This is a genomic window from Pectobacterium aroidearum, from assembly GCF_015689195.1.
Lineage (GTDB): Bacteria > Pseudomonadota > Gammaproteobacteria > Enterobacterales > Enterobacteriaceae > Pectobacterium > Pectobacterium aroidearum.
This window is the reverse complement of the sequence record NZ_CP065044.1, coordinates 2,066,330-2,089,514: the sequence shown is the minus strand read 5'-3', so window position 1 is coordinate 2,089,514 and position 23,185 is coordinate 2,066,330. Positions and strand designations below refer to the sequence as shown.

23 protein-coding genes are annotated in these 23,185 nt (G+C 52.6%); 10 read left to right on the top strand and 13 right to left on the bottom strand.

The window, feature by feature from the left end; all coding sequences use genetic code 11:
- Positions 1–20: 20 nt before the first annotated feature.
- Positions 21–341 carry an ATP-dependent Clp protease adapter ClpS gene (clpS, locus tag I2D83_RS09415; RefSeq protein ID WP_005967385.1) on the bottom strand — a complete coding sequence of 107 codons (321 nt, stop codon included), beginning with the start codon at positions 339–341 and terminating at the stop codon, positions 21–23.
- A gap of 421 nt (positions 342–762) precedes the next feature.
- On the opposite strand from clpS, the gene cspD reads away from it, so the two are divergent.
- Positions 763–984 (top strand): cold shock-like protein CspD, encoded by a 222-nt coding sequence (gene cspD, locus I2D83_RS09410; protein WP_010277240.1) that lies wholly within the window; start codon positions 763–765, stop codon positions 982–984.
- A 113-nt stretch (positions 985–1,097) separates the two neighbouring features.
- Here the strand turns inward: cspD and I2D83_RS09405 are convergent, their stop codons facing one another.
- Positions 1,098–2,762 (bottom strand): ATP-dependent endonuclease, encoded by a 1,665-nt coding sequence (locus tag I2D83_RS09405; RefSeq protein ID WP_205948169.1) that lies wholly within the window; start codon positions 2,760–2,762, stop codon positions 1,098–1,100.
- Positions 2,763–3,074: 312 nt separating this feature from the next.
- On the opposite strand from I2D83_RS09405, the gene I2D83_RS09400 reads away from it, so the two are divergent.
- The 4 genes from I2D83_RS09400 to I2D83_RS09385 all read left to right on the top strand — a co-directional run bounded on the left by I2D83_RS09400 (position 3,075) and on the right by I2D83_RS09385 (position 8,605).
- Positions 3,075–3,974 (top strand): LysO family transporter, encoded by a 900-nt coding sequence (locus I2D83_RS09400; protein WP_181844610.1) that lies wholly within the window; start codon positions 3,075–3,077, stop codon positions 3,972–3,974.
- A gap of 189 nt (positions 3,975–4,163) precedes the next feature.
- Complete coding sequence (gene hcp, locus I2D83_RS09395; RefSeq protein ID WP_015839963.1) at positions 4,164–5,816, top strand: hydroxylamine reductase; 1,653 nt, start codon at positions 4,164–4,166, stop codon at positions 5,814–5,816.
- Positions 5,817–5,952: 136 nt separating this feature from the next.
- Positions 5,953–6,996, top strand: a complete 1,044-nt coding sequence (gene hcr / locus I2D83_RS09390) for an NADH oxidoreductase (RefSeq protein WP_181844295.1) — start codon at positions 5,953–5,955, stop codon at positions 6,994–6,996.
- A gap of 172 nt (positions 6,997–7,168) precedes the next feature.
- Positions 7,169–8,605, top strand: a complete 1,437-nt coding sequence (locus tag I2D83_RS09385) for a DUF2867 domain-containing protein (RefSeq protein WP_205947988.1) — start codon at positions 7,169–7,171, stop codon at positions 8,603–8,605.
- On the opposite strand, the gene I2D83_RS09380 is transcribed toward I2D83_RS09385, so the two are convergent.
- Together I2D83_RS09380 and I2D83_RS09375 are read right to left on the bottom strand one after the other, a co-directional pair.
- On the bottom strand, positions 8,602–9,429 hold the full coding sequence (locus I2D83_RS09380; protein ID WP_205947987.1) for an N-acetylmuramoyl-L-alanine amidase: 828 nt from the start codon (positions 9,427–9,429) through the stop codon (positions 8,602–8,604). The two genes, I2D83_RS09385 and I2D83_RS09380, sit on opposite strands and share 4 nt — an antisense overlap.
- 68 nt (positions 9,430–9,497) lie before the next feature.
- The gene (locus I2D83_RS09375; protein ID WP_205947986.1) at positions 9,498–9,821 is read right to left on the bottom strand and encodes a heavy metal-binding domain-containing protein; all 324 of its coding nucleotides are present in this window, start codon (positions 9,819–9,821) and stop codon (positions 9,498–9,500) included.
- A gap of 206 nt (positions 9,822–10,027) precedes the next feature.
- Between I2D83_RS09375 and artP the strand changes: the two genes are divergently transcribed.
- The 5 genes from artP (at position 10,028) to artJ (I2D83_RS09350) (ending at position 13,868) form a co-directional block, all read left to right on the top strand.
- Entirely contained in the window at positions 10,028–10,756 is a 729-nt protein-coding gene (artP, locus tag I2D83_RS09370; RefSeq protein WP_180776994.1) for an arginine ABC transporter ATP-binding protein ArtP, read from the top strand.
- Positions 10,757–10,776: 20 nt separating this feature from the next.
- Positions 10,777–11,508, top strand: coding sequence for an arginine ABC transporter substrate-binding protein (artJ, locus tag I2D83_RS09365; RefSeq protein ID WP_180776995.1), 732 nt, complete (start codon positions 10,777–10,779; stop codon positions 11,506–11,508).
- Positions 11,509–11,519: 11 nt separating this feature from the next.
- A complete protein-coding gene (gene artQ, locus I2D83_RS09360; protein ID WP_205947985.1) occupies positions 11,520–12,236 on the top strand; it encodes an arginine ABC transporter permease ArtQ in 717 nt (238 codons plus the stop codon).
- Positions 12,236–12,904, top strand: coding sequence for an arginine ABC transporter permease ArtM (gene artM / locus I2D83_RS09355; RefSeq protein ID WP_015839955.1), 669 nt, complete (start codon positions 12,236–12,238; stop codon positions 12,902–12,904). Before artQ ends, artM begins: the two co-directional genes overlap by 1 nt.
- A gap of 232 nt (positions 12,905–13,136) precedes the next feature.
- Positions 13,137–13,868, top strand: a complete 732-nt coding sequence (gene artJ, locus I2D83_RS09350) for an arginine ABC transporter substrate-binding protein (RefSeq protein WP_181846582.1) — start codon at positions 13,137–13,139, stop codon at positions 13,866–13,868.
- Positions 13,869–14,159: 291 nt separating this feature from the next.
- Here the strand turns inward: artJ (I2D83_RS09350) and rlmC are convergent, their stop codons facing one another.
- The 9 genes from rlmC to nfsA all read right to left on the bottom strand — a co-directional run bounded on the left by rlmC (position 14,160) and on the right by nfsA (position 23,094).
- A complete protein-coding gene (rlmC, locus tag I2D83_RS09345) occupies positions 14,160–15,287 on the bottom strand; it encodes a 23S rRNA (uracil(747)-C(5))-methyltransferase RlmC (RefSeq protein ID WP_205947984.1) in 1,128 nt (375 codons plus the stop codon).
- 127 nt (positions 15,288–15,414) lie between these two features.
- Positions 15,415–15,867, bottom strand: coding sequence for a YbjO family protein (locus I2D83_RS09340; protein ID WP_015839952.1), 453 nt, complete (start codon positions 15,865–15,867; stop codon positions 15,415–15,417).
- 191 nt (positions 15,868–16,058) lie between these two features.
- A complete protein-coding gene (gene potI, locus I2D83_RS09335; protein ID WP_010277277.1) occupies positions 16,059–16,904 on the bottom strand; it encodes a putrescine ABC transporter permease PotI in 846 nt (281 codons plus the stop codon).
- A complete protein-coding gene (gene potH, locus I2D83_RS09330) occupies positions 16,901–17,866 on the bottom strand; it encodes a putrescine ABC transporter permease PotH (RefSeq protein ID WP_180777000.1) in 966 nt (321 codons plus the stop codon). Before potH ends, potI begins: the two co-directional genes overlap by 4 nt.
- 14 nt (positions 17,867–17,880) lie before the next feature.
- Positions 17,881–19,014, bottom strand: coding sequence for a putrescine ABC transporter ATP-binding subunit PotG (gene potG / locus I2D83_RS09325; protein ID WP_181829136.1), 1,134 nt, complete (start codon positions 19,012–19,014; stop codon positions 17,881–17,883).
- A gap of 203 nt (positions 19,015–19,217) precedes the next feature.
- A complete protein-coding gene (potF, locus tag I2D83_RS09320; protein ID WP_010277286.1) occupies positions 19,218–20,327 on the bottom strand; it encodes a spermidine/putrescine ABC transporter substrate-binding protein PotF in 1,110 nt (369 codons plus the stop codon).
- Between the two features lie 372 nt (positions 20,328–20,699).
- Positions 20,700–21,179: a type III secretion system chaperone family protein gene (locus I2D83_RS09315; RefSeq protein WP_015839949.1), complete on the bottom strand. Its 480-nt coding sequence runs from the start codon at positions 21,177–21,179 to the stop codon at positions 20,700–20,702.
- Between the two features lie 267 nt (positions 21,180–21,446).
- On the bottom strand, positions 21,447–22,358 hold the full coding sequence (gene rimK, locus I2D83_RS09310; RefSeq protein ID WP_205947983.1) for a 30S ribosomal protein S6--L-glutamate ligase: 912 nt from the start codon (positions 22,356–22,358) through the stop codon (positions 21,447–21,449).
- Between the two features lie 16 nt (positions 22,359–22,374).
- A complete protein-coding gene (gene nfsA / locus I2D83_RS09305; protein ID WP_205947982.1) occupies positions 22,375–23,094 on the bottom strand; it encodes an oxygen-insensitive NADPH nitroreductase in 720 nt (239 codons plus the stop codon).
- Positions 23,095–23,185 lie beyond the last annotated feature (91 nt).

Sequence of the window (23,185 nt, the reverse complement as noted above, 5' to 3'; positions counted from 1 at the left end):
TCCCAATAAAACGCCTGACTTCAGGCTTTTTCCAGCGTACAGAGCAGCGGGTGCTCGTTTTCTCTGGCATAACGATTGACTTGTACGACCTTGGTCTCAGCCACTTCAGCGCTGAATACGCCACAAATCGCTTTCCCCTGATAATGCACGGTTAACATAAGCTGTGTGGCACGTTCAATATCATAAGAAAAGAACTTTTGCAGAACGTCAATAACAAATTCCATCGGGGTGTAATCATCATTATTCAACACCACGTTGTACATGGATGGCGGCTGCAATTTTTCTTTCTGTTTATCGGCGGTCAGGTTCTCAGATTGTGACCACGTACTGTTGTTTCCCATTCTCTATCCACATCTTGTAACGAATACCGCGGCGCGCGAATTCGTCTGTTTATTCCCAATAGATTCGAGAAGCAGGAAATGCGCGCCTGCGACTTGAAAGATGACGGGTATCTCTACATTTACAGTATCACGTCTACTTTTTATTTTACCACCTGAGGGAATAAATGGTTCCTGGAAAGCAAAATTCAAGGCCTGTAACCGATATCTTGAGTACGCAACGCGATCGTCGGTTCATCAATAGCGTTACCTGCATCAAACTTTGACAAACTCCCCTCAACACCACGCGGTGGATCGCTTGACGCCGGGATCGATTTCACTAAAGTGTACGGATGAATTGATGGGGTTTTAATCAATTCGTATTCGTAGTAACCAAATAACCACACCTTACTGAAAAGAATACTCTTGCGAAGGATGTCAATGCATGGAGACAGGTACTGTTAAATGGTTCAATAATGCCAAAGGGTTTGGTTTTATCTGTCCAGAAGGGGGTGGTGACGATATTTTCGCGCACTACTCAACCATTCAAATGGATGGCTACCGGACTCTGAAAGCCGGACAGGTTGTCAGGTTTGATGTTCATCAAGGGCCGAAAGGTAATCACGCTTGCCTGATCGTCCCGCAAGTCGCCGAGGCCGCATCCTGATCCCTTCTACACCCTACACGTTTACTCAGAATACCTACGCTAAACCGTAAAATGACTATAATGCGACAAATGCCGTTCAGCACACTGAACGGCATTTTTATTTCTGTATCACGCTAATCCGCACGTCCGCGGGCCAACCACAGGACGCGGGAGAACATGCTGCGTATAAGCGGTGGGATTGCATCGCTGCCCATCGCTGCTGCCTCCATCGCCACCTCAATCGCCAGATCGGGCTTGGATGAACGATGAATCGCCTTGATGATGATTTTGTGCATCGATAGCGGCACTTTCTCCGGCAACTGCGCGGTGCGGTGATAAACGTGGCTGAACCCCTCACGATACATATAGTGTTCCATGTCCGATGCGGGCAAGACGGTCAGATGATCGCGCTCGCTCTCGTCCTGAACGGTTAACATGCTTTTCGCCGTCGCGGCATACTTTTTCCCCGCGTCGTCGCCATCGACCAGCACATGCCATTCAATCCCCATACGCCGTGCGAACCTCAGCAATGGCCGGAGCCCGGATTGGGCAAACTCAATCACCTTCACCCCTTCCGCCTCAAAATGGTGCCCACATTGGCGCGCCAGTTCATTCAGCATCCAGACTTCGGTTTCCCCCTCCACCAGCAGCCAGCAGCGTGCGAAAAGTGAAGCGGGTCGATTCAGACGAATATGAAACGCAATGCGCCGGCTGTCTTCCGCACTCATGCCCTGACGACCAATGCGATATGTCGCAACCCGTGAAGATTCCCGCACCAGACGGCACACGTGCTCCATCGGCACCAGCGACAGCAGCTCTCCCGAATTCGTTGTCGTGACTTTTTGGAGCGGCAACTGCACCAGAAGCCCCCAGGCGACGGATAGCATAATCGGGTGCAGGCGGGTTTCGGGGTCTTCAATCAGCAAAAGCGGACGGGCATGCGGATCCAGCGCTACCGACCCTTTCGCCTGTAACAACGTAGAAAATAGCTCCAGCAGGATAATGCGCCGGCTGCGGCTATTTGGATCGGCAATCAGGCGGTTGATATTGTCCAGCGACCGCCACGATTTACCGTTGTGTGCTCGCGCATGACGATGGTGGCGTCGGTCGTTCCCCGTGGCATTCTGCTCGGAAAAATAGTGCTCCAGTAATTGCCGCATCGCCACCAGACCATGCCGCAACTCTTTATCCGTCAGCTTCTGCGGGTTTTGCGCCAGCTCGCGCATCAGTTGCTCAAACTGCTGGGCCAGCTTTTCATTACTGTTATCTAACGTCGCCGCCAGTGTTCCGGAACGCAGACGCCGCATAAAACGCGCGTCGCGCAGCCGCAGCACCGGATGCAGGCGGATAATCTCTCTCGCCAGTTCATCAATATCATCCAGCGGTATCGGGTGCCCGTCGGCGTCCAGAAAGCTACGCCAGGTAAAAACCGACTGGCTTTCGTCCACCTCACCTTCCAGCCGATAGAAAATGCGGTATAGCGATGACTCGCCTTCCACCCAAACAGGGCTAAGCGAACGGTAGCGCGGAGATAAATGGTGGCCAGGTGCGGTTTCACAAAACGTGAAAATAATCTGAAGATGCTTTTCCCGACTATTTTCATCCCCCGGAGTGAAGTGAAAATCCTGCATATCAAAATGATAAAGCGGCAATGTCGGTGCCAGCAGCAGCGAGAGCGCATCCAGCAGGCTCGATTTCCCCCAGGCGTTCTCACCAATCAGTACGTTATTCTCGTCCAACGCCAGCGACAGACGATTGATTCCCCGAAATCCCAGGATTTCAATACTTTCCAGATGCATCCTTCTCTCCTGTAGCGGCTGCCTGCGGTTTTCTGCTGCCAGAATGCCCATCATAGAGAACATCCTGCCAGACAGCGCTTTACTCACTCCGATAATTTGTTTAATTTTAATAAATTATCGTTTTTCTTCCCGCCAAGTGTAGCCGATGAATCCCACGATGTTGTCAATGAACGGTTTGTGTTTCCGCCGTGTCGATGTCTATCGGGGATAGAAATGAAGAAGAAAAGCCTCACTGTCTGACTACGGTAGCCCCAGCTCATCCTAAAATACGGGTTAGCGCCGTTTTTCTCGCGTAAGGACATCAATTCTGTGATGTATTCAGGATTATTAATTATTTTATTACCGCTCATCATTGGCTATCTGGTGCCGCTGCGCGCCAAAAAAACATTACAGTTGATTAACCAACTGCTGAGCTGGATGGTGTACGTTATTCTGTTTTTGATGGGAATAAGTCTGGCCTTTCTGGAAAATATCAGCAGCAATTTGTTACTGATCTTCCGCTACACCGCCGTCTTCGCCGTCTGTATTGTCGCGGCCAACGGTGTTGCCCTTTGGCTATGGGAAAAGCGCAGTGCGTGGCGCAGCAAGTACAAAGACGATACCCCACCTTCCCGACTGCGTATGATCCTTGAATCGTTCAAACTTTGCAGCGTGGTATTCGGTGGTTTTTTACTTGGATTAACGCACTGGTCAGGGTTCACCTATGCCAGCAAAGGCAGCGAATATGCCCTGATTTTTCTGTTATTCCTGGTGGGCGTCCAACTGCGTAACAGTGGGATGACGCTGCGCCAAATCGTATTAAACCGTCGCGGTCTGGTCATCGCGCTCATCGTCGGTATCAGCGCGCTGGGCGGCGGACTGCTGGCTGCGTGGGTGTTGGGGCTGCCGCTGAAAACCGGTCTGGCGATGGCATCAGGCTATGGGTGGTATTCGCTGTCTGGCATTCTGCTGACCGACGCGCTTGGGCCCGTCATCGGCAGCGCGGCGTTTTTCAACGATCTGACCCGCGAACTGCTGGCTATCATGCTCGTTCCCGCGCTGGCACAGCGTAACCGTTCCTTTGCATTAGGGCTTTGCGGCGCAACATCAATGGATTTCACGCTGCCCGTTTTACAGCGCAGCGCAGGTATCGATATCGTACCCGCCGCCATCGTACATGGTTTCTTATTAAGCCTCGCCGCACCGATACTGATGGCGCTATTTTCCTCATAAGTACACACTGGACGTCGTTTCTCCCTGCTTTTATGGGCCGTGATTGAGAGTGATTTTCATTGCCCATCATCAAAATTGCGCTAAATCAAATTTACCTAAAGTTGCAGTAAAAAAGCCTTTTTACCTGCCTCGGCTGACACTATGCTTTAAACAAGCATTTTAAATGCAACTTAAAAAAAGGAAGTCATTATGTTTTGTGTGCAATGTGAACAAACGATTCGTACCCCTGTTGGAAACGGCTGCTCTTACGCGCAGGGCATGTGCGGCAAAACCGCAGAAACCTCCGATCTGCAAGACCTGTTGGTCGCTGTGCTGCAAGGGCTTTCTGCCTGGGCGCTGAAAGCGCGCGAGCTGGATATCATCGATCACGATGTCGACAATTTTGCACCACGCGCCTTCTTCTCTACATTGACCAACGTAAACTTCGATTCCCAGCGCATTATTGGCTACGCACAGGAAGCCATCACACTGCGTGAGTCTCTGGCGGTTCGCTGCCGTCTGCACGATGCCACCGCGACCGTAGATCACCCAATGGCAGCGCTGCAACTGGCTGGCAACGATATTCCAACCTTACTGCAACAGGCGGCGGATTTTGCGCTGGACAGCGATAAAGCTATCGTCGGCGATGATGTTCACGGCTTGCGCATGCTCAACCTCTATGGCCTGAAAGGCGCGGCGGCCTATATGGAGCACGCCCACGTTCTTGGTCAGTATGATGACGCTATCTATGCCGAATATCATGCTTTCATGGCATGGCTGGGCACACAGCCATCCGATGTTGATACCCTGCTGAACAACGCCATGGGTATCGGTAAAATGAACTTCAACGTCATGGCAATCCTCGACCGTGGCGAAACCGATGCTTACGGTAACCCACAGCCGACTGCGGTTAACGTCCGTCCGATTGCAGGTAAAGCGATTCTGATTTCCGGCCATGACCTGAAAGACCTGCGCATGCTGCTGGAACAAACTGAAGGGACAGGCGTCAACATCTATACGCACGGCGAGATGCTGCCTGCACACGGTTACCCAGAGCTGAAAAAATTCAAGCATCTGGCGGGCAACTACGGCAGCGGTTGGCAGAACCAGCAGACAGAATTCGCCAAATTCCCTGGCGCAATCGTCATGACCTCTAACTGCATTATCGATCCAAACGTCGGTAACTACGGCGACCGCATCTGGACGCGCAGCATCGTTGGCTGGCCGGGCGTGAACCATCTGGAAGGCGACGATTTTAGTCCAGTGATCGAACAGGCACAGAGTCTGGCTGGCTTCCCGTACAGTGAAATCGAACACATGATCACCGTCGGCTTTGGTCGCGAAACTCTACTGAGCGCCGCCGACACCGTGATCGATCTGGTCGCACAGAAAAAACTGCGCCACGTCTTCCTGGTTGGCGGATGCGACGGTAGCCGTGAAGAACGTAGCTACTTCACTGACTTCACGCTGAACGTTCCACAGGACTGCCTGATCATGACGCTGGCCTGCGGTAAATACCGTTTCAACAAACTGGACTTCGGTACGCTGGAAGGCCTGCCGCGTCTGCTGGATGTCGGCCAATGTAACGATGCCTACTCCGCCATTATTCTGGCCGTCAAACTGGCAGAAAAACTGGGCTGTGGCGTAAACGACCTGCCGCTAAGTCTGGTGCTGTCGTGGTTTGAACAGAAAGCGATCGTCATCCTGCTTACTCTATTGTCCCTCGGCGTGAAGAACATCTACACCGGACCGACGGCTCCGGGTTTCCTGACGGACAACCTGCTCGCCATTCTGAACGAGAAATTCGGTATGCGGGCGATTACCACCGTTGAACAGGACATGAACACCATTCTGGCCGCTTGATGAATTAACGCGGACGGAGGAGCGCGTTCCTCATCACGCCGCGTGAGGTGTTAGCACTGCACCTCACGCTAAGCCCAATTTTTATGGGCTGCCTTTTTACACGCTTCACCGTATCCGTTTGTTATGGAGATTGACTATGACCATGCCCGCACTACAGACAGTGCCAGTACCACAGACGGGGCCGACGCCGCTTTGTTCTAACCGCATGCAGGTGCATTCCATTACGCAGGAAACGCCCGATGTCTGGACGATTTCACTGGTTAATCATGATTTTTATCCGTATCAGCCAGGTCAATATGCGTTGGTCAGCATTGCTAACAGCGCGGAGACGCTGCGGGCTTATACGATTTCTTCTTCACCGGGGCTCAGCCGCTTTATTACTCTCACGGTAAGAAGGCTGGACGACGGTATCGGCTCCCGCTGGCTGACCCAAACGCTGAAAGTCGGTGATTACCTGTGGCTGTCTGATGCACAGGGCGAATTTACCTGTGCCAACGCGGTCAGCGATCGCTACCTGATGGCGGCGGCAGGCTGCGGAGTCACGCCAATTATGTCGATGTGTCGCTGGCTGCTGGCAAACAAGCCGCAAACCGATATCCACGTAATTTTCAACGTACGTAATCCGTTGCAGGTGATCTTCGCTCGCGAATGGCAGGATCTGGTGCAGCGTTACCCGCAGCAACTGCATCTGACGCTGATGGCAGAGTTTGACGCCGCACCCGGTTTCCTTGCCGGACGTATCAGCGGCGACCTGCTGGCCGAACACGTGCCGGATATCGCCAGCCGTACCGTGATGACCTGCGGTCCAGCCCCCTACATGAACCAGATGGAAACCCTGAGTCAACAGCTTGGCGTTGCCTCAAACCGCATCTTCAAAGAACAGTTCCGCCCGGCAGATGACATGGTGGACGAGGATGCCGATCAACTCACGTTGACCATCAGCCGTCCGCTGAAAAATCTGCGCGTTCCGGTGGGGATCAGCCTGCTGGCTGCACTGGAAGCCAATAAGGTGCCCGTTGTCGCTGCCTGCCGCGCCGGTGTTTGCGGAAGCTGTAAAACCCGCGTGCTGTCTGGCCAGTACACCACGACCAGTACCATGACGCTTACCCCCGCCGAGATTGAACAGGGCTATGTTTTGGCCTGTAGTTGCCAGTTGCAAGGCGACGCTGTTCTGGCCTGATACGCTCCTCGCTTTACCCCCTTCTGCCTGCTAGCGTGAGCTATCGGGCAGGTAGGTCATGTTAAATACGCGTTGCTTTCAGACGAGTATCAATGCCACTCTTTTCCTCACTTTTTGCCTTTTCCCCGTTATAGTAAGCCATGGTTATATTTTGCTGCGGAGCCGCTGGCACATGACATCCCCCTCAGCCCCGATCCTGATTCTGGGCGCAACTGGCTACATTGGCCGCCATTTAACCGAACGATTGAGCAAACAGGGCAAGCAGATCATCGCTGCCGGTCGTAATACCGAGTCCCTCGCGTCACGGCATTGGCCGGGCGTCGATTGCCAACAAATTGACCTCGCCAAGCCAGAAAGCCTGCCTGATGGCCTGTGGGGCGCGGAAACGCTCTATTATCTGGTGCACAGCATGGGCGACGGCGCTGACTTCGTGGCAAGGGAACGCATGGCAGCCATGAATCTGCTGCTGGCACTGGCCTCCAGCCGCGTGAAACAGATTATCTATCTGGGGTCGCTTCAGGCGAAGGATGACACCTCACCGCATATGCAGGCACGCCAGATTACCGGTGATATTCTGCGCAGCAGCGGCATCCCCGTCACGGAACTGCGTGCGGGCATTATTATTGGCGCGGGTTCGGCGGCGTTCGAGATCATGCGAGATATGGTCTATAACCTGCCAGTGCTAACGCCACCGCGCTGGGTGCGTTCTAAATCGTCGCCCATTGCGCTGGAAAACCTGCTGGTTTATCTGATCGACATCGTGCAGCACCCCGCGACAGAACATCGCATCATGGATGCCGCAGGCCCTGAATACATCAGCTACCAGACGATGTTCGAGCGTTTCATTCAGATTAGCGGCAAACGCAGAGTGCTGATTCCCGTTCCGATGCCGACGCATCTGGTGTCCGTCTGGTTCTTGCATCTGGTGACATCGGTTCCCCCATCCATCGCCCGAGCCTTGATTCAGGGGTTAAAACACGATTTACAGGCCGATGGCCATGAGCTACAGGCGTTGATTCCACAAACGCTGATGAGCTTTGATGACGCCGTACGCCTCACGCTACAAAGCGAAATGGAGAGCGTACAGCAGGCCGACTGGGGCGATGACACCGAGGTTCGCGCGCGCTGGAAACCAAATTACGGTTTTTACCCCAAACAGGCGGGGCATACGATGGAGACAACAGCCTCCAGTCAGGCGCTCTGGCAGGTCATTCAGCAGGTCGGTGGCAAAGAAGGCTATTTTTACGCGAATACGCTGTGGAACATCCGTGCCCGACTGGACGACCTTTGCGGTAACGGCGTCACTTATGGACGCCCCGAGCGCCCGACGCTGGAAGTGGGCGACAAAATCGACGGCTGGAAGGTTATCTCGATCAAGCCACAGCGTCAGCTGGTACTGCTATTCGGCATGAAAGCACCGGGGCTGGGTAAACTCAATTTTACTATCACGGACAAAGGCACTCACCGAACCGTGGATGTCCGCGCCCGCTGGCACCCTTCCGGGTTCAACGGGCTGGTTTACTGGTTTCTGATGATGCCTGCTCACCTGTTTATCTTCCGTGGCATGGCGGCGCGCATTGCGAAACTGGCAGAGAGGGAAGTGGTTTAGCGGCTGCCGTATTTCTCCAGCAGTGCGTCGACAATCGCTTCACTCTGCGCATCTGGCTGACCTTGATAGTTCGTTGGTCGGAAATGCATCTGGAAAGCGGCAATCACCTGCCGCTTCTCACGCACCGTCATCGTATCCTGCACCGAATAGCCATAGCGCCCTAGCTTTTCCAGCAGAACCGCTTCATCCACCGGCTGCGTCGTTGGTCGTCCTTGCAAATAAAACGCCACCCGCTGCGCGTCCGGCCAGGCACCCACGCCCGCTTGCGCCAGCGCCTGCCAGGGGAACAGCGGCCCTGGATCTTGTTTCCGCTGCGGGGCAATATCGCTGTGTGCGACCACATTCTGCGGCGCAATCTGGTAGCGAGCGACAATGTCACGGGCAAGCGCAGTTACCAGTTGAATCTGCGCGGCGGTGAACGGCTCCCACGTATAGCCCGTTAGCGTGCGCTGATAGCCCGCGTTTTCAATCTCAATACCAATCGAGGAATTATTTAGCCGACTGAACCCGCGCCAACTACTGGCACCCGCATGCCAGGCAGCCTGAGATTCCGGTACCAGTTGCCAGGCAAGCGGCTTGCCGCGCTGCAAAGGCGGATGCGCCGGAACAAGATAATGCGCGCTGACATGCTCATCCGTCAGAATATTCAGCGAGGTGGCAAAATCTTCCGCGGTGTAGTGGATCACCAGAAAGCGAATACGGGACTCCTGTGCCCGCGACTGCAATCCCGTCTCCAGCACATAATTATTCTGTTCCTGCAACGAGGAAGTCGATTGACACCCCGTCAACAACCCCAGCACTATGCAGACCATCCATTTCAACATCGTTATTCCACTATATAGGTATCTTTTCCGCAGCGTTTCTTGCCTGCACTAATCGGCTATTTCAGCCACTAGCGGCGAACCTTTACTGCGGTACCGCTGACGGTCACCATCAGCATGCTGCCATCCTTCCCGACAGTTTCATAGTCAAGATCGATGCCTACCACGGCATTCGCCCCTAAATCAGCGGCCTGTTCCTGTAGCTCTTTGAACGCGATCTGGCGCGCCTTACGCAGCTCTTTCTCATAGGCACCAGAACGACCGCCAACGACATCGCGAATGCTGGCAAAAAAATCACGGAAGATGTTCGCACCCAGAATGGCTTCGCCGGTCACGACGCCACAATATTCAGTAATGGTGAAACCTTCCAGATTCGGCGTAGTGGATAATTGCATGTCGTCTCCTTTCACTGCTATTGGCTATATAGGGCGCGGCTCTGCTGGCATCGCGATGAGAAAGCACGTGCTCAGCCGTAAGTCACTATTTTGTGCTATTATTTAACCAACAAATCGCTTATTGGCAAATTTTAACCCACGGTGATTGCATAACTATTCTGCCGACGTTAACATTCGCCGCATCAATGTCTATTCAATTCTTACGCATGAGTATTCAACTAAACGGCATTAACTGTTTCTACGGCACATACCAGGCGCTATTTGATATCACCCTCGATTGTCCTGCGGGTGAAACGCTGGTTCTTCTTGGCCCCAGCGGAGCAGGAAAGAGCTCGCTGATACGCGTTCTTAATCTGTTGGAAATGCCGCGCTCTGGCACGCTTTCCATCGCCGGTAATCAGTTTGATTTTCAGCGCACGCCATCCGATAGCGCGATCCGTGAGTTGCGTCAGAACGTCGGGATGGTATTCCAGCAATACAATTTATGGCCGCATCTGACCGTCGCGCAAAACCTGATTGAAGCGCCCTGCCGCGTGCTGGGACTGAGTAAAGAAGAAGCTAAAGCACGGGCAGATAAACTGCTGACGCGTCTGCGCCTCAATGACTTTGCCGATCGCTTTCCCCTTCATCTGTCTGGCGGGCAGCAACAGCGTGTTGCGATTGCGCGTGCGCTGATGATGGAACCTCAGGTGCTGTTATTTGATGAGCCCACCGCCGCACTGGATCCAGAAATTACCGCTCAGGTCGTCAACATCATCCGTGAATTGGCGCAAACCGGTATCACGCAGGTGATTGTGACCCACGAAGTCGAATTTGCCCGTAAAACGGCCAGCCGGGTAGTGTATATGGAAAACGGCCGCATCGTTGAACAGGGGGATGCGACGCACTTTACCCAGCCGCAGACGCCTGAATTCGCTGGTTATTTGTCACATTGATTACTATCAGGAAAATGATAATGAAAAAATTGATTGTTGCAGCCTTATTCGCAGTAGGCGCCGCCTCTGCTAACGCCGCGGATACCATCCGTTTCGCGACCGAAGCCTCCTACCCTCCGTTCGAATTTGTCGATGCCAATAACCAGATTCAGGGTTTTGATATCGATCTGGCTAATGCCCTGTGCAAAGAAATGCAGGCAAACTGCACGTTCAGCAATCAGGCTTTCGACAGCCTGATCCCCGGCCTGAAATTCCGTCGCTTCGAAGCCGTCATCGCGGGAATGGATATTACTCCAGAGCGTCAGCAACAGGTGTCATTCACTCAGCCTTACTATGATAACTCCGCTCAGTTTATTGCCCAGAAAGGGAAAGTGGCCGATGTTGCTGCGCTGACAGGCAAACGCGTTGGCGTACAGAATGGTACGACCCATCAGAAATACCTGATGGAAAAGCATAGCGATATCAAAACTGTGCCTTACGACAGCTACCAGAATGCCGTGCTGGATCTGAAAAATGGCCGTCTGGATGCCGTGTTCGGTGATACCGCCGTGGTTAACGAATGGCTGAAACAGAACGATACGCTGACGACCGTTGGTCAAAACGTAACAGATAAAGGTTACTTCGGTATCGGTCTGGGCATCGCCGTGCGCCAGAACAACGATGAGCTGCTGAAAAAATTCGACGATGCGCTCAACAAAATCAAGCAGGATGGCACTTACGAGACCATCTACAAAAAATGGTTCCAGCAGTAATCTGACGCTCAATGATTGAATTCCAACCTCTTGCAAGCGCCGCCGGGATGACCGTCGGCCTTGCCGTTTGTGCACTGGTGCTCGGCCTCGTGCTGGCGATGCTGTTTGCCGTTTGGGAAACCGTTCGCTGGAAAGCCGTTAGCTGGACGGGAACGGCGGTCGTGACGCTGCTGCGCGGCCTGCCAGAAATTCTGGTCGTGCTGTTTATCTATTTCGGATCGTCCCAGTTGCTGATGCTGCTGGCGGATGGTTTCCCCCTGAATCTCTTCATTGTGCAGATCCCAGTCAAACTGGATATCGGCATGTTTGAAATCAGCCCCTTCCTGTGTGGCGTGATTGCGCTGGCATTGCTGTATGCCGCTTATGCTTCCCAAACGCTGCGCGGTGCGCTAAAAGCCGTACCGCAAGGACAGTGGGAATCGGGTCAGGCGCTGGGACTCAGTAAATCTGCGATCTTTTTCCGTCTGATCATGCCGCAGATGTGGCGCCATGCGTTGCCAGGATTAGGCAATCAGTGGCTGGTATTGCTGAAAGATACCGCGCTGGTCTCGCTGATTAGCGTTAATGATTTGATGCTGCAAACCAAAAGCATTGCGACACGAACGCAAGAGCCCTTTACCTGGTACGTTGTCGCGGCGGCGATCTATTTGATTATCACGCTGTTAAGTCAGTATGTGCTGAAACGCATTGAACTGCGCACCACGCGTTTTGAGCGGAGACCTTCCTGATGCTCGCTTATTTACCTGAGCTATTAAAAGGCCTGCATACCAGCCTGACCTTAACCGCCGTCTCTATCGTCGTGGCGCTGGTGTTGTCGCTGCTGCTGACCGTCGTACTGACGCTCAAAACGCCTGTCATCTCGATGCTGGCAAAAGGCTACATTACGCTGTTTACCGGCACGCCGCTGCTGGTGCAAATCTTCCTGATTTACTATGGCCCAGGGCAATTTACTTCTATCCAGCAAATCCCCTGGCTATGGAACCTGCTTTCGCAACCGTGGCTGTGTGCGATGGTGGCGCTGGCGCTCAATAGTGCAGCTTATACCACGCAGCTGTTCTATGGCGCAGTCAAAGCGATTCCTGCCGGACAGTGGCAATCCTGTGCGGCACTGGGGATGAATCAGCGGCAAACATTACGCATTTTGCTGCCGTTCGCGTTTAAGCGTGCGCTGTCTTCTTATTCAAATGAAGTGGTGCTGGTGTTTAAGAGTACGTCACTGGCTTACACCATTACGCTGATGGAAGTCATGGGCTACAGCCAATTGATGTACGGCCGGACGTATGACGTGATGGTGTTTGGTGCCGCCGGGATTATCTACCTGTGTGTCAACGGGTTACTGACGCTACTGATGCGCTGGGTTGAACGTCGTGCGCTGGTGTTTGAACGCCGTAATTAATCCTTATCACACTTATCCGTTTAGAAAGCAGGCTTTACCAGCCTGCTTTTTTTATGGCGTGCCATCTCTGCCCGTCCCCTTAGTCCGTTGCCTGCTGATGTAAAAACATGCAACAAACCGACTTATTAATCATTTTAATTGCATATAAATTCAATCAATGGCATGGTAATCGCCATGACGTTGGAATGTTTCCGCGTAACTATTTTATAAGAAAAACAGACAGGAGTAGGTAATGAAAAAATTAGTGCTCGCCACCTTACTGGCAGGAATCGCCTTCAGCGCCACCGCGGCAGACACCATCCGTTTTGCCTCATCAGCCACCTACCCGCCCTTTGAATCACTGGATGCCAACAACGAAATCGTCGGTTTCGATATGGATCTAGCGAAAGCGTTGTGCAAACAAATGCAGGCAACCTGTACGTTCACCAATCAGGCATTTGACAGCCTGATCCCTGCGCTGAAATTCCGTCGCTATGATGCGGTGATTTCCGGTATGGACATCACGCCAGAACGCAGCAAGCAGGTCACGTTCACGCAGCCTTACTATGCCAACTCTGCTGTCGTTATCGCGCAAAAAGGGAAATTCAGCGATTTTGCGGCGATGAAAGGCAAACGTATTGGTATGGAAAACGGTACGACGCACCAGAAATATATGCACGACAAGCACCCGGAAGTACAAACCGTCTCTTATGACAGTTATCAGAACGCGGTACTGGATCTGAAAAACGGCCGTATCGACGGTGTATTCGGTGATACCGCTGTCGTCAACGAATGGATTAAGACGAACCCTGAACTGGCGACGGTTGGTGAACACGTGACTGACGCGGAATACTTCGGCACCGGATTGGGCATCGCCGTTCGTCCCGATGACAAAGTACTGCTGGAGAAACTGAATAACGCACTGGACGCCATCAAAGCGGACGGCACGTACAAAGCCATCAACGACAAGTGGTTCCCGCAATAAGGTTCCATCTGCGCGGTGCGATATCTTATGAAATCATGCATATAACGCCGCTTTTTTGTCGTCCAGGCGTAAAAAATTGCGCTGAGGTGATCGTTACCGTCGAGTGAGCGGCAGGACGCCGCGAAAGACAGTGGTCAAGGAGCTGCGGCAATTGAGCGCTCCTTGTCGGGCGTGTGATGAAATCATAGAAAGCACCAGAATTGACACGCCCGAAACTTTCATACTGTCGAACATGGATACAATAACGTAGTAAATTGCCACCAAGATATTTTCTATTACAGTCATCGCTTATCAAGCACGTTTCAGTAACGTTAGCACTTCATAGTGCGCCGTATGCGGGAACATGTCGAACAGTTGTACGCGCAGCGCACGGTAATTCGTCAGCTCTGTCATGTCTTTCGCCATGCTTTCAGCGTTACAGCTGGAATAGAGAATATAGTCCGGTGCCATACGGCTCAGGTAAGCGCATAGTTCGCTGCCGATACCGCGGCGTGGCGGGTTGACTAGCACCAGCTCGGGCATTTCCGCTTTACCTGTCGCGAACTGTGTAGAATCCAAGGCCTGAAACTCCACCTGTTTCAGCCCAAGCTGTTCCGCAGAGCGGCGTGCGCAGGCTATCGCCTCTGCGCTGATTTCAATCCCTGTCAAACGCATCTCGGGTGACGCACAATGCAGACCAAATCCCCCTACTCCGCAAAACAGATCCCACATGCTGGTGATATTCAGCTCTGCAACCCAGTCGCGTGCTGTCGCATACAGCGCGGCAGCCACCTGCGGGTTCGTCTGGAAAAAACTTTGCGGGCGGATATACAGCGGCACCTGATTGAACTGTTCGGCCAACGCGGCAGCCTCACTCAGGATGATTTCCGTTTTCCCTTCCATTATCGCCTGATGGACCGGCTGGATATTGGCGGATATCACCTCAAGCTGTGGTAACTGCTGCTGTAGCCAAGGAAATGCGGCACGCAACTGCGCCAGTTTAGTTTCCGAACGTAAAACAAAACGCAGCATAAACGTGCCACGCTGCGTACTTTCCGTCAGCAGCAGATATTTCAGCTCCCCACGGCGTCGGGCCACGTTATAAGGCGTCAGCCCCGCTCGAGCGATGAAGACTTTAAGCACGTTGAAAATCGGTGCGAAGCTGGACGGATAAAGCGGGCAGTCGCAAAGATCCACCGCCGTTCCATCACGATGCAGCATCCCCAGTAGCGGGCGCTCCACGCTGCCGCTCACCACCATTTTGGCTTTATTACGAAACGCAGACTGCGCAGAAGGCTGCACCGGTAACCAACGCTGCACGGCGTGTGGCTGTAGCAAGCCTTCAAGGTGCTGTTGCTTATCGGATAGTTGCTGTGGGTAGGCTTTTTCCAGCCATTGGCAGGAACGACAGGTTCCCGTGCTGTAGCGGGCACAATGCATAAAAATCTAACTATTAAAAATAATACGGAATGAGAGGATTATACCACCCTGATGGCGTCACCCTGCGATCTTTCCGCTTGTTCATGGGCAACGCCAGCAGCCAGACTGATTCAAGAGCGATAAATGTCTATTTCTGGCGCAGAAAAAAACGCTTACTGCGTCGTGGCAGAAACAGTAAAACAATCACCAGAAGATCTGGGATCTTTTGCAGCAGGAGCTGATGCAACACGGCGGCGTTGTTCTCTCCTGAAATATGGAATATCGCGGGCATAAACTCACTGAACGACGCCAGCAACAGATAACACACCACCGCGGCCTGACAGGCCACATAGCCCCAGCGCCCCCAGTTCACACCAGCCAAAACGGCAAAGCCGCAGCGAATCTCAACGCCAACGACAACAAGTGATAACAGTAACACCAGCGTCGAATCCCAGGCTTCCGCGTTGCTGCCAATCCAGCCGCTAAAATCGCTGAGCCCTAGCTCCCACACCAGCAGCAAAATCCCCAAAAAACGAGTAGCAATAATCGCAATCCCCGCCACCATGACTGGTACCGGGGCATAAACTTTGCGTTGTGTCATTTCCTTCTTTGTGTACAGAATTTCAACGCTCTCCCTTCATGCGGCCATTTATCCGCCCCCAAATACAACACCCACATAAAATAGGATGCTGATATAAAACCTAACGCGAATATAAAACAACAACGCCCCCATACTCTGGCGGCGTTGCTGGAAATCTTCGCTAGGCTAACAAATTACAGTGAGAAATCGAATCAGCCGCGTCTCGCTTTTTGCATATCGCGATAGCGCTGCTTCTCTGCTCTCGCCATAAACCACCAGGCGATAAAACCAATAATACCAACGACTAACAATATCAGGGAAGCCAATGCGTTAATTTGTGGATTAACGCCCATTCTGACGCTGGAGAACACCAGCATTGGCAACGTCGTCGAACCAGGCCCAGCCACGAAGCTGGCGATAACCAGATCGTCCAGCGACAGCGTAAACGCCAGCAGCCAGCCGGAAAGCAGCGCAGGCGCAATCATCGGCACCGTGATAATGAAGAACACCTTGAGCGGATTCGCCCCCAGATCCATTGCTGCTTCTTCAATAGAACGGTCAAGCTCACGCAGACGAGCACTAATAACCACGGTGACATACGCGGTACAAAACGTGACGTGTGCCAGCCAGATAGTTAACATCCCTCTTTCCGCTGGCCACCCAATCGCATGTCCTAAGGCCACAAAGAGCAACAGCAGTGACAGGCCGGTAATCACATCTGGCATAACCAGCGGTGCTGTCAGCATGAATGCAAACCCATTGGAGCCACGAAAACGGCCAAAGCGCACCATCACCACGGCGGCGATTGTTCCAAGAATCACGGCCATCGTGGCCGAGGCTGCGGCAATCGTCAGACTCAGGAGCACCGCGCTGATCATCGCCGTATTGTGGAATAGCTCAACGTACCAGCGCGCCGACCAGCCCGCCCAGACGGTAACCAGCTTGGAGCTGTTGAATGAATAGATCACCAGCATCAGCATCGGCGCATAGAGGAACGTAAAGCACAGCACCAAAATCACAATACGCCACGGTGAGCGAACAACAGGTAAATTATTCACGCCTCACCCTCCGCACTTTTGCTCTGATGTTTGTGGAACCAGATAATCGGCATAATCAATAGCAGCAACATAACGACGGCAACGGCAGACGCCACCGGCCAATCACGGTTATTGAAGAATTCCTGCCACAAAATACGGCCAATCATGATGCTATCTGGCCCGCCGAGCAGTTCAGGGATGACGTACTCCCCCACCGCAGGGATGAAGACCAGCATCGAGCCTGCAATAATTCCGCCTTTCGTTAAGGGGACGATCACGCTGAAGAAGGTTTTCAGCGGCCGCGCGCCCAGATCCAACGATGCTTCCACTAACGAATAGTCCAACCGCATCAGCGCGGTATAGATCGGCAGCACCATAAACGGCAGATAGGAGTACACGACACCAATATAAACCGCCAAATTGGTATGCAGAATAACCAGCGGTTCATCGATCACACCCAGCCACAGCAGGAAGTTATTCAGGATGCCGTTATTTTTCAGAATCCCCATCCAGGCGTAGACGCGAATCAGGAACGATGTCCACGATGGCAGAATCACCAACAATAATAGGATATTACGCGTTGAAGGTTTACTGTGCGCTACCGCCCAGGCCAACGGATAACCGATAAACAGACAGCACAACGTCGACACGGCAGCAACCTGGAGTGATTGCATATAGGCATCGAAATACAGTGGGTCGTCCAACAAGTGCAGGTAATTCCCAAGATTCAAGGAAATATCCAGCTTGTCGTCCATCCAGGAAACCAGATCGGTATAGGGCGGAATCGCCCGCGCCATCTCTGCAAGGCTGATTTTGAATACGATCAGGAATGGCAGCATAAACAGCAGCAGCAACCACAGATACGGCAGCGCGATGACGAGCTTACGTCCGTGCTTTTGACGCCAGCGTGCCATCAGCACACGGAGCCAGAGTCTGGCCTTGCCCGGTGGTTCCGCCGTGCTACGTTCGGGAAATAAAGTCATGGCATTCTTCCTCACTACACCGTCAGAACCACACAGCTATCCGCATCCCAACACAGCCGGACCTCATCTCCCCAGGTCGGTGCGCCTTTGCGATAGCGGTAAGCATTTTGTAACTGCGCGCTGATGGTTTGCCCGCTGTTGAGCCTGACGTGGTAAATCGACAGGTCGCCCAGATAGGCGATATGCACCACTTCCCCTACCGCGAAGTTACAGCCATCGGCTGGAACCTCTTCACACAGCATGATTTTCTCTGGACGCAACGCGATGTAGACCGGAACGCCATCCACCACCGAAACATCCGAATCCACCTTCAGCGGATGCACCAGCCCAGGGCTTTTGATGATCAGCGCATCGTCCTGACGTTCCTGCAAGATCCCTTCAAACATATTGACCGAGCCGATGAACTCCGCGCTGAAACGCGTGTTCGGGTGCTCATAAATCTCTTCCGGTTCGCCAATCTGTACGAATTTACCGCGATTCATAATGGCAATACGGCCTGCCATGGTCATGGCTTCTTCCTGATCGTGCGTCACCATCACGCAAGTCACGCCCACGCGCTCCAGAATATCGACGACTTCGAGCTGCATGCGGTCGCGCAGTTTCTTGTCCAGCGCCCCCATCGGTTCGTCCAGCAACAGCAGTTTAGGACGCTTCGCCAAACTACGTGCCAGCGCAACACGTTGACGCTGACCGCCAGAAAGCTGATGCGGTTTACGATTAGCGAACTCCTGCATATGCACCAGAGACAGCATCTCTTCCACACGATCTTTAATTTCTGCACGTGGCAGCTTGTCCTGCTTCAGACCAAACGCGATATTCTTTTCCACCGTCATGTGTGGGAACAGCGCATAAGACTGAAACATCATATTGATAGGACGCTGGTAAGGCGGCACCAATGACAAATCCTGACCATCCAGAACAATCTGCCCCTGCGTGGGGAGCTCAAAACCCGCCAGCATGCGCAGCAGCGTGGATTTCCCACAACCGGATGCACCCAGCAGAGCAAAAATTTCGCCTTTATAAATCGTCAGGCTGACATCATCGACGGCGGCCTGACCATCGAACGACTTCGTCAGGTTACGCACTTCCAGCAGCGGTGTGGCCGCTTTTTGAGGTTTTGATTGAGGGCGGGGGATCGCGTCATTCACTTCGCATTGCTCTCCGGCAAAAGCAGAACAAGCCACACCGCAGATGCCGCCATTCGGCGTTTTTTGCATTCAGCGATGTGACACAATATAGAGCGCAAACAGGCGGTTCATCCGCCTGTTTGCCACATTTTATACCCATCCATTCTTTGGTTGCTGAAACCAGCAACCATCAAGCGCTTGGGTAACTATTCAAAGCTAAAAGGCTATTTGCCGCTCTTAACCTTAGTCCATGCACGTGTACGCGTGCGGTCAATCTGAGGAGATTGCACCTTAAGCGTAAACAGTTTGGCACGCACATCCGCCGGCGGATAAACGCCCGGGTTATTACGAATTTCTGCGTTCACCAACGGCAAGGATGCCAGATTACCGCTCGCGTAATACACATGGTTACTGATTCCCGCCATCACTTCCGGCTTCATCAGGTAATCCAGAAACGCATAGGCTTCATCCAGATTTTTAGCATCTTTTGGAATAGCGAGAACATCAAAGAATGCCAACGCGCCTTCTTTCGGAATGCTGTATTGGATATTCACCCCGTTCTTCGCTTCTTTCGCACGGTTTCCTGCCTGCAGGATATCGCCCGCCCAGCCGACTGCGACGCAGATATCGCCGTTTGCCAGATCGTTGATGTACTGCGATGAATGGAAGTAGCGAATGCTCGGACGCAGTTTCAGCAACAGGTCGGTCGCAGACGTGGTGTAATCACCCGGTTTGGTGCTGTTTGGGTCTTTACCCTGATAATTCAGCACGGTTGCAAAGATCTCTTCCGGTGCATCCAGGAAGGAGACGCCGCAGCTTTTCAGTTTTTCCAGGTTCTCTGGTTTCAGTACCAGATCCCAGCTGTCAACCGGTGCGTCAGCCCCTAGCGCTGCTTTGACTTTCTCAACGTTATAGCCGATGCCCGTGGTCGCCCACAGGTAAGGCAGGGCATATTTATTCTCTGGATCGTGCTGCGCAATCAGCTTCATCAGCTCAGGATCCAGATTTTTGTAATTCGGTAACTTGCTCTTGTCTAATGGCTGAAAAACTCCCGCAGAGAGCTGGCGCTCCAGGAAGCTGGCAGAAGGCACCACCAGATCAAAACCCGTGCTGCCCGCCATGAGCTTGCCTTCCAACACTTCGTTGGAATCAAACACGTCATAGACGACTTTAATGCCGGTTTCTTTCTGGAAATTGGCTAACGTGTCCGGCGCGATATAGTCGGACCAGTTATAAACATGCAGCGTTTTCTCTTCCGCAGATGCGGTGACGGACGCGGCCATCAGCAAGCCGGTAACAACACCCGATAGCCATTTTTTACGTTGGGTGAACATCCGTTCCTTCCTCCATATAAGGGGGTGATTCATGGAAATGAGCCTGTATCGTTCCGATACAAAATATGTCCTGCCGCGCTATCCAATCGGTGAATGAGTATGCACCGATTTTTATTCGCTCAAACACAGACATAGCCCTGATTCAGCTGTCCGTGTCTTACAGGAATAAAGCATAACCCCACAACATCCTATGCACCATACTTGAACGTAAAAAATGGGTTTTAACGATTATTTATTCACATTTTATCGATGTGATGAAGGTGTTTAGCGGCAAACAAAGAGAAATATCTGGCAATAATGCGAAATAGCCAGAATAAGTGTCGGCGAGAGGAAAATAAGTAAAACCAATTGCTGCCTTTGGCAGCAACCGTATCAATGCAGATGTGAGGTTGTGACTCTGACAGCAGAGCCCTCTTCTTCCTCGCCAATAAACAGCAGATTATTAGCACCAGCTTCGAGGATCACCATTGAGATCTGTTCTTCAGACTGCTGCATGAAGTGGCGGAACTGTTCCAACGTCATGCCAGCGGCAACGCTGAATGACTGGCAGACAATCAGCTTCGGCAGATTATCGTCCTGCACATCGATAAACGCTTTGACGGTCAACGAGCTGGCGTTGATTTGGCTCAGATCGCCGACCAGAGGGATCAACGCGCTGGGTTTCACTTCGGCAAGTGCGGAAAACAGGATCACGTTATCTACCAGATCAACTTTCGCATCGAACACGCCATCAAAATTTTGCATATGAGGAAGATGGAGCGCCTGACAGGAATCACATTCAAAATACAGAATATTCAGTTGATCCAGCCACCGCCGTAGCATAGCCAAATCCGGGACGATGAGTGAATCCATTATGTTTGCCTCATACCTGTCGCCGTAAAAACAGCGTTGTTGAAAAGAAAGCACCGCTCATATCGGAGCGATGTTAAAACGTAAAACAGAAACATCATTAAAAACGGCACATAGCTTACGGAATATTGCGCGACGATGCCATGATAAAAGCGCGTCGTCCCCGCTTTCCTCGTTCTGCTACACGACGACGTACCGGATAGCGCCGTGGCACGATGCCCCCGCAATCGGGAACGTCGTATTTTACGGCGCTGCCCCTGTTTCAGAAAGCTAACTTTTACTTATGCTTGCCGATGTTGCGAAGCGCCTCTGAGTATTTTGCTCAATAAACTCAATCATCATGCCAGCAATATCAAACCCAGTCGTCGTTTCAATCCCTTCCAGCCCGGGTGAAGCATTAACTTCCATCACCAGCGGCCCTCGGTCGGCACGCAAAATATCAACGCCTGCGACATTCAGCCCCAGCGTTTTCGTCGCCTTGATGGCGATGGCACGCTCCTGCGCTGTAATTTTCACGTTATTCGCCGAGCCGCCGCGATGCAGGTTTGAACGGAACTCCCCCGCTTTTGCCTGCCGTTCAATCGCCGCTACCACACGGTTGCCGATAACAAGACAGCGGATATCTTTACCCTGCGCTTCACGTACATATTCCTGCACCAGAATATGCGCATTCAGCCCGCGAAAGGCATCAATCACGCTTTCCGCCGCCTGACGCGTCTCAGCCAACACCACACCAATCCCCTGCGTGCCTTCGACCAGTTTTACGACTAGCGGCGCACCGCCTACCATCGCGATCAGGTCACCGGTATCATCCGGCGAGTGAGCAAAACCGGTAATCGGCAGATCAATGCCTTCACGGGCAAGTAGCTGTAGCGAATGCAGTTTGTCGCGGGCACGGATTACCGCCACAGAATTATTCAGCGGGTAGCTTCCCAGCATTTCAAACTGGCGTAATACCGCCGTGCCGTAAAACGTGATCTGTGAACCGATACGCGGAATGACCGCGTCATATTTATCCAACCGACGCCCACGATAATGCACCGACGGCGCCGCTGAATTGATATTCATGTAGCAAGAAAGCGGATCAATGATCTCAACGCTGTGCTTACGCGTCTCAGCCGCTTCACGCAGACGTTTGCAGGAATATAACGCCCCATCACGAGACAGAATGGCTATCTTCATAAATATCCTACAGATACTAACGTATCGCCCATCCTTGTTGATGTAAGTAGTCCAGCATGAATGGACGCAACTCTTTTTTCAGCGTCCGTTCGACGTGCTCGCTCCAGCTTTCGCGGCGACTACCGGTACGTTGCAGATAATATTCCACCATTTGCCGATCGTATTGCGCCAGCACATCGTGGTCGAGCGGTTGATAGACATTCTCATGCAGCAGCATAGCGGTTGGCATACGGGGTTTCAGCATCGGTTCCGCATCCGGGTGTCCCAGGCACAGGCCAAACAATGGTATAACCAGCGTTGGCAATTGCAGCAACTGCGTGACATCGGCGATTCGGTTGCGGATTCCGCCGATAAATACCCCGCCTAATCCCAGCGACTCCGCGGCAACCAGCGCATTCTGCGCCATGAGCGCGGTATCGACACAGCCAATCAGCAACTGCTCGGCCAGCCCAGTTTCTGCCTGTGGGGAGATCGCTACATGGCGGTGGAAATCGGCACAAAAGACCCAAAATTCTGCCGCCTGCGCTACATAGCCTTGTTCGCCGGTATAGTGAACCAGCGTTTCGCGCACGGCAGGATCGGTAATACGAATAATGGAGCTGCATTGTAAAAAACTGGAACTGGACGCGCTTTGTGCGGAGGTAATAATGGCGTGGCGTTGCTCATCCGTTACTGGCTGAGACGTAAATGCGCGAATAGAACGGTGGCGCTGTAGCAAATCAATGGTCGGTGTCACACGGGCATCCTTCAGTCGGTAAAGTACATCTCACATGCAGCTTGAAGTATGGCGGGAGTATATCGTAGCTCAGGCGGAGTCTGCATTACCC